This is a genomic window from Rhodococcus koreensis (assembly GCF_017068375.1).
In the GTDB taxonomy this organism is placed as follows: domain Bacteria; phylum Actinomycetota; class Actinomycetes; order Mycobacteriales; family Mycobacteriaceae; genus Rhodococcus_F; species Rhodococcus_F koreensis.
Genome location: NZ_CP070609.1, coordinates 1,045,429 through 1,060,456 on the forward strand (window position 1 = coordinate 1,045,429; position 15,028 = coordinate 1,060,456).

Sequence of the window (15,028 nt, forward strand, 5' to 3'; positions counted from 1 at the left end):
GCGAACTCACCTCACCGATCGAGCGCACCTCGGACTGCCGACTTCACCAGGCAGGTGTGCAACGTCAGAGACAACGCGGCCAGTTCGCGCACCATCTCCTCGGCGCGATCACGCGCGCCCGCGTCGCGGCCCTTGGCCACGGGCCCGGCGATCTGCGCGACCAACCCGGCCTCGCGGTCGGCGGCCAGCTTGAACGCCCTCAGGTGCCGCACCTCGAGTCCGAACTCGGACATCGCTCTCGCGGTGCGCGCCAGCGTCACCGCGTCCTCGTCGAAGAACCCCGCAGGCCCGGGAACGACCAGGCCGCCTCGCGTCAGCTCGACGAGGAACTTCTCGTCGATCCCTGCCCGGGAGATCAGATCGTCGCGGCTGATCCGCACCTCGCGGTCGGTGCGGAATTCCTCCGGGGACACCTCGCCCGGGGCCACCGTGAGCGCGCGCGGCCGGCGCGGCGAAGAATCGCCTGCGCCGACCGTGGCCACACCTCTGTCGATGGCCTCGAGCTGCTCCTTGATGACCTTCAGCGGCAGATACTGATCGCGCTGCGCAGTCAGGACGTAGCGCAGTCGTTCAGTGTCGGCGATCGAGAATCGCCGATACCCCGAGGGAGTGCGCTGCGGGCTGATGAGACCCTCTGCTTCGAGGAATCGGATCTTCGAGATCGTCACATCAGGAAAATCGGGGCGCAGTCGATCCAGCACGGAGCCGATCGACATCCCCGAGTGCGCCTGCTGCTGCCGCACCGCGGTCATTGGCTACCCGCACCAGCTGACGTCTCACCGATCTGCGAGCCACCGGCCGTGGTCCGGGGTCCGGTCAGGAAGACCAGCCGGAACTTGCCGATCTGCACCTCGTCGCCGTTCGCGAGGACTGCCGAGTCGACCGGCTCGCGGTTGACGTAGGTGCCGTTGAGGCTGCCGACGTCGACCACCTGGAACTCGTCGTCCTCCTGACGGAACTCCGCATGACGACGGCTGACCGTCACGTCGTCGAGGAAGATGTCGCTGTCGGGATGCCGTCCCGCGGACGTCGTCGGCTGGTCGAGCAGGAAGCGCGACCCTGCGTTCGGTCCACGCTTGACGACGAGCAGAGCAGAGCCCGCGGGCAGTCCCTCCACACCCGACACCGGAGCTTCCGGAGCCTGGGTTGCCGAGGAGTTGTCGAGCTCATTGAGAAAGTCCGCGCGGAAGACCGACGTGGTTTCCGCCGGCGTCTCCCCATAGACCGCGTCGTTGCCGTTCTCGCTCACCGTTTCTCCTCCTAGTTCGATCATCCAGCAAGATTCGCTGGACTACGCAATGCCACTCGGTACTACATAATTCGGTTCCCGTGCACATTAACTTCTGTGCAAACTCCCACGATCACATTCAAACTACGGACCTGCGCCCCGACACGGCACATGCGTTCAACATTGACCGTACCCTGCGCACGCCGGTGCGTGTAGTGAGACAGGCCGCCAGTACATTACGAACCGGTATTCCGACAGCGGATTTCCCCGGCAACCCCGTTTTCCGGGCTGTCGGCACCTTCCAAAACTATCCGATTTCCGCTTCGCGTGTTCGGCGGGAAATTATCCTGCCGTGATGTCTGCATACCCGGCGGCGTCCAGCATTTCGGCCAGTGCGGCGTCGAGGGCCGCCTCGTCGTCGACGCCGAGTTCCACCAGCCACCCCTGCCCGTAGGGCGCGGAGTTCACGAGTTCCGGGTTGCCGTCCAGATCAGCGTTGGCGGCAACGACTTTCGCCGTCAGCGGGGCGAAGATGTCGGAGACGCTCTTGGTGGATTCCACCTCGCCGAACGACTCTCCCGCCGCCACGTCCTCGTCGACCGCCGGAAGCTGGACGAACACGACGTCGCCGAGCTGGGACTGCGCGAAATCGGTGATGCCGACGCGTACCGTCGTGGGCCCCGTCCGCTCGACCCACTCGTGTTCGGCGGTGTACCGACGATCGGCGGGGATTTCGAGCTCACTCACAGTGGCGTCCTTTCGATGGCAATCCGCGGGCGGATGCGAAGATCAATTTCCGGGCTGAGCGTATTGGCGAGGTTTCGCCTCCCGCAAGGCGGAGATCGTGACCTGCTGCGATTGTTCGATCGTCAACTGCCCACCGCTGCGCGCGACCGTGTCGACCACCCCGCCGGGAATGTTCAGGGCCGCCGCCAGAGTCGGCGGATCACCGATGGCGACAACTCCGTAGGGGGCGTTCACCTTGCGGCCGTCCACCGACACGCCGCCTGCCGAACCGGACACCCAGGAGTCGACGCCGATCCGGATGGGCGGGCCGTCGGCCCCCTGGATCTGCACGGCCTCGGCGCCCGCGGCGCGCAGTTCCTGGACGAGGTCGAGCAGGACCTCGGATCCGACGCCCTTGTTGGGGTCGGTGATGCGCATCGTCACGCCGGGGCCGGTGGCCGGTGCGCTCCCGACCTGGATCGACAGGGCCGTCAACCGGGCCTGCGCCTCGTCGAGTGCCGCCCCGGAACTGCCACTCTGTTGCAAGGTTGCCAAGGTCTGTTCCAGCGATGCGATCTCCTGCCGCAGGGCCGCCTCCCGCTGATTCAGCGTGTCCAGGACGACCAGCAGATCCGCGGGGCTCGCCGAGTCGAGCGTGTCACCGGACCCGGTGTTCTTCACCTGCGTCACGATCGCGATTCCCAGCCCGCCGAGCAGGAGCGCGGCCAGCAGCGCGAAGACGACGTGTGAGCGCCGCGACGTCGTGGGTTCGTTGCCGTGCAGTTCGTGTCTGCCCTCGTGCCCGCTCACGTCGCGATCACGCCCCGAACAGACGACGCCGCAGTGCGGCCGCGTTGCCGAAGATGCGGATGCCGAGGACGACGACGATCGCGGTGGACAGCTGGGTTCCGACACCGAGTTGGTCGCCGAGCCACACGATCAGCGCCGCCACGAGGACGTTGAAGACGAACGAGACGACGAACACCTTCGAGTCGAAGATCTCGTCGAGGTATGCGCGCAATCCGCCGAACACCGCGTCGAGCGCGGCGACGACGGCGATGGGCAGGTAGGGCTGCACTGCGTCGGGCACTTGCGGGCTGAACACCACCCCCAGCACGATTCCCACGACCAGGGCGAGCACCCCGTAGATCGCGGATCCGCCCTTCAGTGCTGCCTTCATTCGTGTGACGCCTCCATCCGACTCCGCCGTTGTCATCGTGTTCCTGCTTCCCGGGCTGCCCGCACTTCCCGCGCCGGGGCGGCGGGCAAGTGGAGATCGTCGGCCTCCGCGACCGCGAATCCGATGCCGTACAACTGCGCCACGCTCGACATCCGCAGGTAGGCGTCGCTCACCACGAATCCGGTCTGCATCGGCCCTTGCGGGCCGATGGCGGAGACCACGTACGGCGAGAACACCGGCTGATTGTCCACGAGCATCGCGCCACCCGCCTGCCGGATCGTCACCGACGGGCCGATCCGCACGTCGCCGACCGCAATGGCCTCGGCGCCGCCCGCCCACAGCGAGTTGACCACCGACTGCAGGTCGCGATCGAGCACCACCGCCTTCCCCCCGACACTGCGCTGGGACGAGTCGGACAGGTTGGGTTTGGCTGCGGGGTCGGTGAGCGTCACGGTCAGTCCGGGACCGTGCACGGCCTCGACCCCGGCGTCCCCCTCGAGCCCGTGTAGCTCGTCGAGCAGTGCGTCACCGCGGGCGTCGCCGGCCAGCGCGGCGGCGCGGGCGTCGTCGGCCTGTGCCGACAACGTGTCCCGGGTTGCCGCGAGGGCGCCCGCCCGGTCCTCCGCGTCCTGCACCTTGCTCAGGAGTTCGGTCCGCACCTGCTCGGTGCCCGGGATGCGTTCGGTGGCCTGGCGGTAGGCGACCGACAGCACCAGGCCCACGAGCAGTGCGCCGATCGCGATCCACACCTGCCGGCCGACCCGCGTCTGCCGCGAATGTCCGTGCTCGCGATCCTCGGCCGCGCCCTCGTAGCCGGGGTCCAGATGATCGTTCATCAGAGACTGCAGCAGGGACGGCACCGGATTCCTGCGGACGCCGGACTCGGTGCGTGTCATCAGCGGACCTCGCGTTCGTCGCCGCCCGATCCTCGCGCGGGAACGGTGCGCGCGACGGTCAGCGCGTTGACGGTGTAGAGCAGCCCGGTCCACACGTACAGCACCGTGCCCCAGATCAGCAGTGCAGCGCCGAGCGGCTCCGCCACGGCGGCGATGCTCCAGTCGCCCTGCGCCGCGAGGGTTATCGGCAGTGCGAACATGAGCAGGAACGTGGCCCCCTTGCCGAGGTACATCACGTCGGGGGGTGGCAGTCCGCGCCGCCGGTAGATCAGCAGTGTCAGCGCGAGAACGGCGTCGCGGCCGATCAGGATCGCCGCCACCCACCACGGGATGAATCCGCGCACGACGAACGTCACCAGCGTCGTGACGACGTAGAGGCGATCGACGAACGGGTCGAGCAGCGCACCCAGCTTCGACGACTGGTCGAGGATCCGGGCCAGCTTGCCGTCGAGCCAGTCGGTGAAGCCGCTGATCATGAGGATCGCGAGGGCCCACCCGTCGGAGTGCGTGACGAGAAGCAGGTACACGAACAGCGGCACTCCGAGCAGGCGCACCACGCTCAGGAGATTCGGGACGGTCACGATCCGGTCCGACCGCACAGTGTCTCGGTCCACCGAATTCACCAATATCTCCCCAGCGTCGAGTGCGGACCTGTTCTCGGGCGCTCGTCGCACCGCTCTCGCCACTCTTCCACAACCGCGGCGGTGGTCCGCCGATCGTCCCCCGGAGAATCCATCGGAGCAGGTCAGGCCCTTCTCACTCGCCCGCAGCGATGTCCGGTCGTGGCGGGAGCGGAACCCGCGCGACGGCGTCCGCGGTCAGACTTCCCAGGTACAGCCACCCGTCGTGCTCCCGCACACCGGTGACGGGTGCGTAACTGCCCTTGCCGCCGCGCAGGCTGTGCACGATCTCGCCACGCTGATCGAGGGCAACCACCCAGCCCGCGTGCACCGGGTTCGGCTGGACGGCTTCGGGCAGGTTCGCCGCGACGATGCGCAGCGCGGGGTACGGCGCGAGCAGATCCAGCAGCCGCATCCGCGGGCTGTAGAGCGCCACCCAGAACAGCCCGTCGTCGGTCTGCGACGTCATGTTGTCCGGGATGCCGGGCAGATTCTCGGCCCACACGGACGTCCGGCCCTGCGATGGTCCAGTCAGGTCGACGCGGGAGATCTGGTACGAGCCGGTCTCGGCGACGAGGACGAACGATTCGTCCGAGGCCAATCCCACGCCGTTGGCGAACTGCAGTCCCTCCGCGAGGAGGTCGGTCTCCCCGGTCCGCGGGTCGAGCCGCAGCAGGCGACCGGTCCCCCGGTGTTCGAGGAGGTCGTAGCGGTGGTCGGCGATCGTGAAGTGCGCGGAGGAGTCGGTGAAGTACACGACGCCGTCGCGGCCGACAGCGGAGTTGTTGCACGCCACGAGCGGGCGCCCGACCGCGGTGTCGGCGAGCACGTCGACGCGCCCCTTCTCGTCCACCCTCAGCACGCCGCGCTCGGCGTCGCAGATCAGGTACCGGCCGTCGTCGAGGACCTCGACCCCGAGGGGCCGCCCACCCGTGTTCGCGAGTTCGGTGGCGTCGCCGCGGCTGTCGAACCGCCAGATCCGGCCGTCGTTGCCTCCGGTGACCACCCGGCCGTCGTGATCGACGGCCACGTCCTCCGGTCCCTCTCCGGTGGGCAGGGCCCAGCGGTGCACGCCGTCGAGCACTCCGTTGGGAGCGAGCACTCCCGTGAGCGGAGGGGGCGGCGGGGCGTGCCAGACGACGGGGTCGACACCGGTGCGGTCGAGTTTGCGGGCGAGAGACTCGAAGAAGGTCACGGACTGTGAGATTAGTCGCGTATCCCGGTGAACGTGGCCGCCTACCGCCAGGCGAAGACGGGTTGGTCGAAACCGTCGATCCGGGTGTGCCGGTCGTGCAGTGCGACCTCCCGGAACTGGTACACGACCGCGCCCGTCGGGGCGTGCACGAGGTGACGCCGGAACGGCCACTGGATCACCGGTTTCGACGATTCGGGGATCTCCACGAATCGTGGCTCGGCGTCGATCTCGGCAACGCCCACCGCGAACACTTCCGCCACTTCCTCGTGATTGGGGACGAGCGAGGTGATCGACTGCTCCGACCACACGACGAAGGGCGTGATGACGTACCCGGAGCGGGTGACGTAGTCGTCGAGCCTGCCGAGCACCGCGGACGGCTCCACGTCGAGGCCGAGTTCCTCGTGCAGTTCGCGCCGGGCAGCGTCCTCGCCGGTCTCCCCCGGGTCCACCCCGCCACCGGGCAACGCGAACTGCCCGGGATGCGCGCGCATCTTGCTCGGGCGCCTGGTCAGCGGAACGGCCTGACCGTCCGCACCGTCGTTCATCACCGCGATCACGACCGCCGCGGACCGCCGGTTCGCCGGGTCCACGATCCGTGGTTCGAAGCGGGCCAGCGCGTCGGCGAGCCGTTCCCTGCTGAGTACGTGCCCATTCACCATCACCCGACAGTATCGCCACTCGCCGCGAAACCCACGTTCCGGTCCCCCGCGTTTCGAGGCTCGCGTGCCGGGCGTCCGCCGTCAGCCGAGCAACTGCTGTTTGATCTCGTTCTTCAGGACCTTCCCGAGTTTCGAACGAGGCAGATCGGGCCAGACCAGGATCTCCTTCGGCGTCTTCACGCTGCCGATGCGCGCCTTCACGAACGCCGTGAGCGCGTCGGCCTCAATAGGCTTTCCGGTTCGCGTCTGGACGACGGCGACGACGCGTTCGCCCCATTTCTCGTCGGGGAGCCCGATCACCCCGCAGTCCTGGATGCCCGGGTACGCCATGAGCGCCTGTTCCACTTCGACGGAATAGACGTTGAATCCGCCGGTGATGATCATGTCCTTGGCGCGGTCGACGATGTACAGGAAGTTGTCCTCGTCGAGGTACCCGATGTCGCCTGTGTGATGCCAGCCGTGTGCCGACGCCTCCTGCGTCGCAACGGGATTCTTGTAGTACCCCGTCATGACGAGTGAGCTGCGCACGACCACTTCGCCTCGTTCCCCGGCCGGCAGCAGGGTTCCCTGCCCGTCCATGATCGCGACCGTGACCAGCGGGGAGGGTCGGCCCGCGGAACTCAACCGGGCGGTGGCCACCGAGCCGTTCTCGTCGAAGTGGTCTTTCGGCGCCATCGTCGCGATCATCATCGGCGCCTCGCTCTGCCCGAACAGCTGGGCCATCACCGGCCCGATCCGGGTCAGCGCCTCGCTCAGCCGCGTCGGCGAGATCGGCGCCGCGCCGTACCAGAAGCATTGCAGCGAACCGAGGTCCGTCGTCTCCAGGTCGGCGTGGTCGAGCAGCATGTAGATCAGGGTCGGCGGGAGGAACGTGTGGGTGACGCGGTCCCGCTCGATGTGCGCGAGGAACTGCCCGAGGTCGGGCGCGGGCAGGATGACCACCTGCCCGCCGAGAGTGAGGATCGGAAAGCACAGGACACCCGCCGCGTGGGTCAGCGGCGCGAGGGCGAGGTACACCGGTCTGCCGTCGAACGGGTAACTCATCAGGGTCAGCGCCGACATCGTCTCGATGTTCCGGCCGGTGAGCATCACCCCCTTCGGACGTCCCGTCGTCCCGCCGGTACCGACGATCAGCGCGAGGTCGTCTACGGGCTCGGCGTCGAGGCGTTCGGCACCCAGCCAGGTGTCGAACGAGTCGGCGTACGCCTCGTCGCCGTCGAGACACACGAGCGTCGTGAGCAGCGGTAACTGCTGCCGGATCCGATCGACCAAGGGCGCGAACGCTTTCTGGAAGATCAGGCAGCGACAGTCGAAGAGGTCGAGCAGGTCCCTGTTTTCCGCGGCTTCGTTCCGCGGGTTGATCGGGCACCACACCGCCCCGGCCCGGCTGATCCCGAACACGCAGGAGAATGCGGTCGGGTCGTTGCCGGACAGGACGGCCACCTTGTCGCCCGCGGCGATCCCCGACCGTGCCAGCGCCGCGGCGACCCGCCGGCTGAGGTCCTGGACGTCCGCGTACGTCAGCGTCCGCTCGCCCATCGTCAGGCACGGCGACGACGGTCCGAGCGAGGCGCCCTTGTCGAGGTAGTCGGTCAATCGCATGGTGCTGTCCTCCTGACGGTCGCGGCCGGGACGATCAGCTCTGCACGGTGAGCACCGGCTCCATCACGAGGCCGAAACTGCGCAGGGCTCCGAGGAGTTCGCGATGCCCGAATGCCTGACACGCCGATGCGAGGCCGGTTCGCTTCGGGGACTGCTGCAACAGGGAGTGCGCGGCGTACGCCTGCAGGAGTCCCGTCTGCTTGTAGTTGCAGTTTCCGTGGATGACGCAGTGCGCCCGGCCGAGCGGACCCGACGCGTACACGGAGTCGAGCGACGTGTTGACGCGGGGGTTCTCCCTGGGCGGCATCCCTGCCTGCACGGAGCCGGCGATCTCCGCGAGCGCCGCGTCCTGCTCGTCCGCGGGGAGGGTCTTGATCTGCTCCTCGACCATCTTCTGGGTCGCGACGACGCCCTCCATCACGGAGCGGTCGAACACGCCGCCGGCCGCCTTCACGTTCGCCACCCGCGGATCGTCCTTGAACCACACGGGGTGGCAGGTGCCGCCCCACGGCAGCGCGAGGGCCATCTGGTGCTGTCCCGGCACCACGACGTCGAAAGTGGTACCTGGGTCCCACTTCACGTACCGGTTCTGCTCCAGGTAGTACCAGTCGGCCTTGAGGATCGTGAAGATCGTCTGCGTGGACGCGTAGGTGGGAAAACCCTTCCACAGCACCAGAATGTCGAGTGTGTCCAGCCCCGGCGTCTCGAGCGCGATGTTCGCCGCGATCTCGCCGGTGGTGTACATCTGGGCGACGCCGGGAGACAGCAGCAGCCCCTTCTCCGCGAACTGGTCGCCGAACTTCGCCTGCACGTCCAGAACCCAGTCCTGCTCCCCGGTCGTGTCGGTGTAGTGGCATCCCGCGGCGAGGGCCGCCTCGACGACGACGGCGCCGTGCTTGATGAACGGGCCGACCATGTTGCTGACCACCCGCGCGCCGCTGAACAGCTCCGTCAGCGCCGGAACGGTATGTTCCACCTCGACGACCTCGTGGTCGACGGTGTCCAGGCCGGGGATCCGGTCGACCACTTCCTGAATTCGCTTCTTGTCCCGGCCGGCGGCGATGAACGGAATGTTGAACTCGCGCAGGTATTCACACACGAGCCGTCCGGTGTAACCGGAGACTCCGTAGACGATGACGGGCTTCTTGTCGGTCATGACGTGCCTTTCGGTGAATGCGGGGAGAGCCGGAGCGGTCGAATTACATGCCCATGCCACCGTCGACCGGCAGGCCGATTCCGGTGACGAAGCGGGCGGCGTCGGAAGCCAGGAAGACGACGGTGTCGGCGATGTCCGCGACCTCACCGAGCCGCCCGAGCGGGGTCAGGCCGATCACGTCGGCGACCGCGGCGTCGGCGCTGGGCCACAATCCGAGCCGCTCCATGTCGGCGGCCAGCCCGAGTCCCATCTCCGTGGCGACCAGCCCGGGGTACACACAGTTCACGCGGACGCCGTACCCCAGTTTTCCCGCTTCCTGCGCCGCGACCCGGGTGAGCCGGTCGACGGCGGACTTGGTGGCGGAATAGCCGGCGATGCCGGGGAACGGGATGGTGGCGGCCACCGAGGAGACGTTGACGATCGACCCTCCCGCGCCCGCGGCACCGCCGGGACGCATCGCGCGCAGACCGTGCTTCAGGCCGAGCGCGACACCGAGGATGTTCACGTCGCACATCCGGCGGACGTCGGCGGGATCGATGTCGACCACGAGTGACGAGATCTCGATGCCGGCGTTGTTGACGAGGAGGTCGAGTCCGCCGAGTTGCTCCACGGTGGCAGCGACGGCGCGCTCCCAGTTGCCGTCGTCGGTGACGTCGAGGGTCACGAATCCGGTGTCGACACCGGACTTCCCGAGCGAGTCGGCGGTCGCGCGTCCCTCTTCCTCGAGGACGTCGCCGATCACGACCGCCGCACCGGCTTCGGCGAGAGCGGCGGCCATTCCGGCCCCCAGACCCTTCGCACCACCGGTGACCAGCGCTTTTCGTCCTGCAAGATCACGCACGCTCATTCCGACCTGCCTTCGCACCGAGACGATTCGCGGAAACCACGTCACGAGACACTGTTCGCATTGTGGTGTGGATCACAGCGTATTCGACTTTGGACGACTGTCAAGAATTCTCTTGACGATTGTCAAGCTTTTGTTACACAGTCGTCAAGGAACGCGGGCTAGACTGATGCTCACCGTGCTGGACTCCGCGAGCCGAACAGGAAGAATGCCGTGACACCCGTCGCCGAGAAGAACGCCGACCGGGTCTCGCGCCGCCAGGTCGACAAATTCGCCGAGCGCCGGGATCAACTCGCCGAAGCCGCGTTGCAGACCCTCTCGGAACTCGGCTACGCCCGCACCAGCCTTCGGGAGATCGCCCAGAACTCCGAGTTCTCGCACGGCGTTCTGCACTACTACTTCAGCGACAAGGTCGATCTGATCACGCACTGCGTCCGCCATTACAAGGCGCGCTGCGTCACGCGCTACGACGGCGTGGTCGCCACGGCGCAGACGCCCGAGGAGTTGAAGGCGGGATTCGGCCGGGTACTGGTGGATTCGCTCCGCGGCGAGGCCTCGATGCATCGCCTCTGGTACGACCTCCGCTCGCAGTCGCTGTTCGAGGAGTCGTTCCGCGCAGACGTCGCCGCGATCGACAAGAGTCTCGAAAACATGATCTGGCGCATCGTGTCCCGGTATGCGGAACTGGCGGGACGCACGATCACGATCGCCCCGCCCACCATGTACGCCGTGTTCGACGGGCTGTTCCAGCAGAGTCTCGCCCGGTATCTGTCCGGCGACGACTCGGCGGCGGACGCCCTCGCCGAGGGCGTCGATCAGATACTGGCGCTCGTCATTCCGGCACGGTAGATCCAGTCACTTCTCCGCGGCAGCCTTGATTCGCTGTGCGAATGCGGGCGCGTCCTTGCGGGCTGCTCGAAGCGCGAGGGGCGCGATCAGTTTCCCGATTCCGTGACCCTCCAGCACATTGAAGATCGTCACCTTGGTGCCCGCGCCCGACGGTTCGAGGTCGTAACCGCCCTCTTTCGCGATCACGGAATTCTTCGATCGCTCCGCCCAGCGAATCTTCCGCGGCGCCTCGAATTCGGTGAGTTCGAACTCACGCTTCGTGGTCATCCCCGCGTCCTTGACGGTGCTGACGAAGACGGTGCCGACTCCGGGAGGACCGTCCGTCTTCTTCACGATCTCCTGGACCCGCGGGCTGAACTCCCGGTCGTTGACCCCGGCGGCGAGGTACTCGAACACTTCCTCGATGGGGCGATCGATCACCACAGTGCCTTCGAACCGTCCAGCCATGCCAGCCTCCCGTTTCCGTGACCTGCCGGGTTCCGACAGTACTCGCGCCGCGGCCTGCGCGCGGTCACATCGCCGCCGGGCCGTCGGTCATAGAAGTGACGGCCGACGGCGCCGCACCGCCCGCACGAAACCCGAGAGCACAGGAAGGCTTCGACATGGACACCTCGATCACCGGCACGTCCGGATCGCGACAATCGACTGCGGCACCCCCGCTTCTCTCCACCGCCCGCGGCAGACTCACCCTGACGTTGTTGTGCGCCGTGGCCTTTCTCGACTTCGTCGACGCATCCATCGTCAACATCGCGCTGCCCGACATACGCGGCGACCTGGACTTCTCGGTGCAGCAACTGCAGTGGGTGCCCAGCGGCTATCTCGTCACCTACGGCGGGTTCATGCTGCTCGGCGGTCGCCTCGCCGACCTCCTCGGCCGCCGTCGCATACTCGTAACCGGCACCGTCGTCATCGGATTGTCCTCGCTGTCCGGTGGTTTCGCGGGCAACGCGGAGATCCTGATCGGCGCCCGGCTGGCACAGGGTGTGGGTGCGGCGCTGATGCTTCCGGCCGCGCTGTCGATCCTGACGACGACATTCGAGGAAGGGCCCGAACGCCATACCGCACTCGGTGTCTGGGCCGGCGTGGGCGGTCTCGCGTCCGCCGTCGGCGTGTTTCTCGGTGGTGTGCTCACCGAGGGCCCGGGCTGGCGATGGGTGCTGTTCGTCAACCCGGTGGCATGTGCTCTCGTACTTCCCGCGGTCTACGCGCTGATTCCCGACGACCGCCGCCGCGCCAGGCTCGCGGACTTCGACCTAGTGGGTGGCGTGCTCGGTACCGGCGGCATGCTGATGTTCGTCTACGCCCTGGTCGAGGCGCCCGACCAGGGGTGGGGATCGGCCCGCACGATCGGCGCGCTGGCCGGAGCGTTCGTCCTGATCGCCGCGTTCGTGGTGAACGAGCAGCGCAGCCCCGATCCACTGCTGCCGCTGTCGATCTTCCGCATCAAGGGCCTGGCGGCGGCAAATGTCACCGGGCTGATCGCGTTCGCCGGTCTGCTCGCGATGTTCTTCTTCCTCACCCTCTACATGCAGAATGTTCTGGGCTACTCCCCCATGCAGACCGGGGCGGCGTACCTTCCGCTCTGTCTGGGCGTCGGCGTCGCAGCCGGACTCTCCTCCCAGGTGCTCACGCGAATCGGAACCCGCCCGGTCACCGTCGTGGGCGCGCTGGTGGCGGCGGCGGGCCTGTTCTACCTGTCCCGGATCCCGGTCGACGGCTCCTATCTCGCCGATCTGTTCCCGGGGCTGATGATCGTGTCGCTGGGCCTCGGCGCCGTCTTCGTCGGCGTCACCACCGCAGCCAACGCGGGGGTGCCTGCCGACGAGGCCGGGCTCGCGGCGGCGTTGCTGAACGCTTCGCAGCAAGTCGGCAGCGCGCTCGGTCTGGCGATCTTCGCCGCGATCGCCACCTCGTATTCCCAGCGTCTGCTCGCGGCGAATTCGCCTGTGCCCGAGGCGCTCACCTTCGGGTTCCAGCGAGCGCTGCTGACCGGCAGCATCTTCCTTGCTGCCGCAGCCCTGATCGCCTTACGCACCGGCAACGCCCACGGAGACGGTGAGCGACGCACGGAGTGACCCCGACCGGGCTCGTCAGTCGAGATTCTCGACGACGAGCCCGGCGAGGCGCTCGCGGTCGGCGAGGATGTCGATCTCCACGATCACGCCCTGCCGGATCGTGACACCCAGGACCGACAGCAGCTGCCCCTCGGAGATCGCGACCACACCGGCGGCACCGTTGACGAGTGCCGGGTGCGCGAACCGGGCCAGCCGCGCGAACCCGAGCACCCGGCCCGCGACGGTCTCCGCGCCGCGCACCATCGTGGAGGCGCCCGCAGGCAACGCGCCCGTGTCGGCCCGCAGCACCACGTCCGGATCCAGTACCGCCACGAGGGCGTCGAAGTCGCCGCCCCGCGCTGCCGCCAGGAAGGCGTCGACCACTGCGCGCTGCCGGACGGGATCCGTGTCGGGAACGGGCGCGCCCTGCAGTCGGCGGCGTGCACGGCTGGCCAGCTGCCGGGCGGCCGCCGGGGATCGCTCGACGATCGGGGCGATGTCCTCGAACGGCACGGCGAACATGTCGTGCAGCACGAACGCCAGCCGCTCCGCAGGGGCGAGCGTGCCCAGGACCACGAGCAGAGCGAGACCCACCGAATCGGCGAGCACCGCCTCCTGCTCCGGGGAGCTTCCGTCCGTCAGCGTCACGATCGGGTCGGGCACCTGTCCATCCAGGGGCTCTTCCCGCCGCGACCTGCGTGACTGCAGCATGTTCAGGCACACGCGGGCCACCACCGTCGTCAGCCAGCCGCCCAGGTTCTCCACGGAATCGGTGTCCGTGCGGCTCAGCCGCAGCCAGGATTCCTGCACCGCGTCCTCGGCCTCGGTGAGCGAGCCGAGCATCCGGTAGGCCACCGCCCGCAGGTGCCGGCGATGCGTCTCGAACTGCTGCGCCAGCACGTCGTTCTCGTTCATCGGTCACATCCCTCCGTCGCCGTCTGTCACCTATGTGACCGGCGAAACGCGGCCGATGTGACGACGACGCGTCGCCCGTGGCCCTCTGATGCGCGTAATGCACCCAGTTTCCCCGGTTCCGCTGTCGGATATCGCCGTGGTTAACTGAAATGACGCTCACAGTCTCTGAAGGGCTGGACGGCATGTGGAAAGCTCAGCAGGTCGGACGTCTGTTCCTCGTCTCGGTACTCGCGGCACTCGCCGTGTGCGGAGTGAGCGCCGCCGCGGCGGCGGCGCCCCCGGCCGTCACCGGAAAGATCCTCGCGCCGGCACTCTCCCCCGCAAGCGGTCAGGTCGTCGGCATCGCACATCCCGTCGTCGTCCGGTTCACGTCTCCGGTAGCCGATCGCGCGCTCGCCGAGCGTGGTGTCCGGATCACTCCGTCGACACCGGTGCCCGGGCAGTTCTCCTGGATCGACGACCGCACCCTGCAATGGAGCCCGGACCACTTCTGGCCGGCGCACACCGGGGTGACCGTCGAAGCGGCGGGAGCAAAGTCGCAGTTCCAGGTCGGTGACGCACTCGTCGCCGTCGCGAACACGACGACGCACCAGTTCACGGTCAGCATCAACGACCAGATCGTGCAGACCATGCCTGCGTCGATGGGCAAACCCGGATACGAGACACCACTCGGGACGTTCCCCGTCATCGAGCAGTTCCGCGACATGATCATGGATTCGTCGACGTACGGTGTCCCGATCGACGACGAGGAGGGCTACCGCCTCTACGTCGAATACGCCACCCGCATCACGTGGGGCGGGATCTTCGTGCACGCCGCACCGTGGTCGGTGGGTTCGCAGGGCTTCGAGAACGTCAGCCACGGCTGCATCAATCTCAGCACCGAGAATGCGCGGTGGTTCTACGACAATGCCAAGATCGGCGACCCCGTCATCGTCACGGCGTGAGTCCCGCGCCCGAGACACAGAAAAGGCGGCTCCCCGTTTCCGGGAAACCGCCTTCGCCGATCATCTGGTCGGGCTGACAGGATTTGAACCTGCGACCACTTGACCCCCAGTCAAGTGCGCTACCAAGCTGCGCCACAGCCCGTCCACACCCTCGTTCAGG

Annotated in this window: 17 protein-coding genes and 1 tRNA gene; 3 read left to right on the plus strand and 15 right to left on the minus strand. The window is 67.6% G+C overall.

Annotated elements, in window-relative coordinates; all coding sequences use genetic code 11:
* Positions 1-11: 11 nt before the first annotated feature.
* From ftsR to JWS14_RS04785, 12 genes are all read right to left on the minus strand, one after another.
* Positions 12-752 (minus strand): transcriptional regulator FtsR, encoded by a 741-nt coding sequence (gene ftsR, locus JWS14_RS04730; RefSeq protein ID WP_012687892.1) that lies wholly within the window; start codon positions 750-752, stop codon positions 12-14.
* Entirely contained in the window at positions 749-1,249 is a 501-nt protein-coding gene (gene garA, locus JWS14_RS04735; RefSeq protein ID WP_009473579.1) for a glycogen accumulation regulator GarA, read from the minus strand. Before garA ends, ftsR begins: the two co-directional genes overlap by 4 nt.
* A gap of 321 nt (positions 1,250-1,570) precedes the next feature.
* Entirely contained in the window at positions 1,571-1,975 is a 405-nt protein-coding gene (gene gcvH, locus JWS14_RS04740; RefSeq protein WP_072941836.1) for a glycine cleavage system protein GcvH, read from the minus strand.
* Between the two features lie 42 nt (positions 1,976-2,017).
* Positions 2,018-2,764 carry a DUF881 domain-containing protein gene (locus JWS14_RS04745; protein WP_072941838.1) on the minus strand — a complete coding sequence of 249 codons (747 nt, stop codon included), beginning with the start codon at positions 2,762-2,764 and terminating at the stop codon, positions 2,018-2,020.
* Between the two features lie 7 nt (positions 2,765-2,771).
* Positions 2,772-3,134 (minus strand): small basic family protein, encoded by a 363-nt coding sequence (locus JWS14_RS04750; RefSeq protein ID WP_072941841.1) that lies wholly within the window; start codon positions 3,132-3,134, stop codon positions 2,772-2,774.
* Positions 3,135-3,166: 32 nt separating this feature from the next.
* On the minus strand, positions 3,167-4,030 hold the full coding sequence (locus JWS14_RS04755) for a DUF881 domain-containing protein (protein WP_072941844.1): 864 nt from the start codon (positions 4,028-4,030) through the stop codon (positions 3,167-3,169).
* On the minus strand, positions 4,030-4,653 hold the full coding sequence (locus JWS14_RS04760; protein WP_072941847.1) for a CDP-alcohol phosphatidyltransferase family protein: 624 nt from the start codon (positions 4,651-4,653) through the stop codon (positions 4,030-4,032). The genes JWS14_RS04755 and JWS14_RS04760 overlap by 1 nt, the downstream gene beginning before the upstream one ends.
* A 133-nt stretch (positions 4,654-4,786) precedes the next feature.
* Complete coding sequence (locus tag JWS14_RS04765) at positions 4,787-5,845, minus strand: SMP-30/gluconolactonase/LRE family protein (protein WP_072941849.1); 1,059 nt, start codon at positions 5,843-5,845, stop codon at positions 4,787-4,789.
* Between the two features lie 41 nt (positions 5,846-5,886).
* The gene (locus JWS14_RS04770) at positions 5,887-6,504 is read right to left on the minus strand and encodes an NUDIX hydrolase (RefSeq protein WP_206012614.1); all 618 of its coding nucleotides are present in this window, start codon (positions 6,502-6,504) and stop codon (positions 5,887-5,889) included.
* A gap of 81 nt (positions 6,505-6,585) precedes the next feature.
* Positions 6,586-8,106: an acyl-CoA synthetase gene (locus tag JWS14_RS04775; protein WP_072941854.1), complete on the minus strand. Its 1,521-nt coding sequence runs from the start codon at positions 8,104-8,106 to the stop codon at positions 6,586-6,588.
* 34 nt (positions 8,107-8,140) lie between these two features.
* Positions 8,141-9,262 (minus strand): DUF5938 domain-containing protein, encoded by a 1,122-nt coding sequence (locus tag JWS14_RS04780; protein ID WP_206012615.1) that lies wholly within the window; start codon positions 9,260-9,262, stop codon positions 8,141-8,143.
* 43 nt (positions 9,263-9,305) lie between these two features.
* Positions 9,306-10,109 (minus strand): SDR family NAD(P)-dependent oxidoreductase, encoded by an 804-nt coding sequence (locus JWS14_RS04785; RefSeq protein ID WP_095863994.1) that lies wholly within the window; start codon positions 10,107-10,109, stop codon positions 9,306-9,308.
* A gap of 210 nt (positions 10,110-10,319) precedes the next feature.
* On the opposite strand from JWS14_RS04785, the gene JWS14_RS04790 reads away from it, so the two are divergent.
* Positions 10,320-10,955 carry a TetR/AcrR family transcriptional regulator gene (locus tag JWS14_RS04790; protein ID WP_072941861.1) on the plus strand — a complete coding sequence of 212 codons (636 nt, stop codon included), beginning with the start codon at positions 10,320-10,322 and terminating at the stop codon, positions 10,953-10,955.
* Positions 10,956-10,961: 6 nt separating this feature from the next.
* Here the strand turns inward: JWS14_RS04790 and JWS14_RS04795 are convergent, their stop codons facing one another.
* Positions 10,962-11,402: an SRPBCC family protein gene (locus JWS14_RS04795; protein WP_072941864.1), complete on the minus strand. Its 441-nt coding sequence runs from the start codon at positions 11,400-11,402 to the stop codon at positions 10,962-10,964.
* A gap of 155 nt (positions 11,403-11,557) precedes the next feature.
* On the opposite strand from JWS14_RS04795, the gene JWS14_RS04800 reads away from it, so the two are divergent.
* A complete protein-coding gene (locus JWS14_RS04800) occupies positions 11,558-13,030 on the plus strand; it encodes an MFS transporter (RefSeq protein WP_206012616.1) in 1,473 nt (490 codons plus the stop codon).
* A gap of 15 nt (positions 13,031-13,045) precedes the next feature.
* On the opposite strand, the gene JWS14_RS04805 is transcribed toward JWS14_RS04800, so the two are convergent.
* On the minus strand, positions 13,046-13,924 hold the full coding sequence (locus tag JWS14_RS04805; protein WP_206012617.1) for a sigma-70 family RNA polymerase sigma factor: 879 nt from the start codon (positions 13,922-13,924) through the stop codon (positions 13,046-13,048).
* Between the two features lie 182 nt (positions 13,925-14,106).
* Here JWS14_RS04805 and JWS14_RS04810 point away from each other — a divergent pair, with 182 nt between their 5' ends.
* On the plus strand, positions 14,107-14,868 hold the full coding sequence (locus JWS14_RS04810) for a L,D-transpeptidase (protein ID WP_206015925.1): 762 nt from the start codon (positions 14,107-14,109) through the stop codon (positions 14,866-14,868).
* 65 nt (positions 14,869-14,933) lie between these two features.
* On the opposite strand, the gene JWS14_RS04815 is transcribed toward JWS14_RS04810, so the two are convergent.
* Positions 14,934-15,010 (minus strand) — tRNA-Pro (locus JWS14_RS04815).
* Positions 15,011-15,028: the final 18 nt, after the last annotated feature.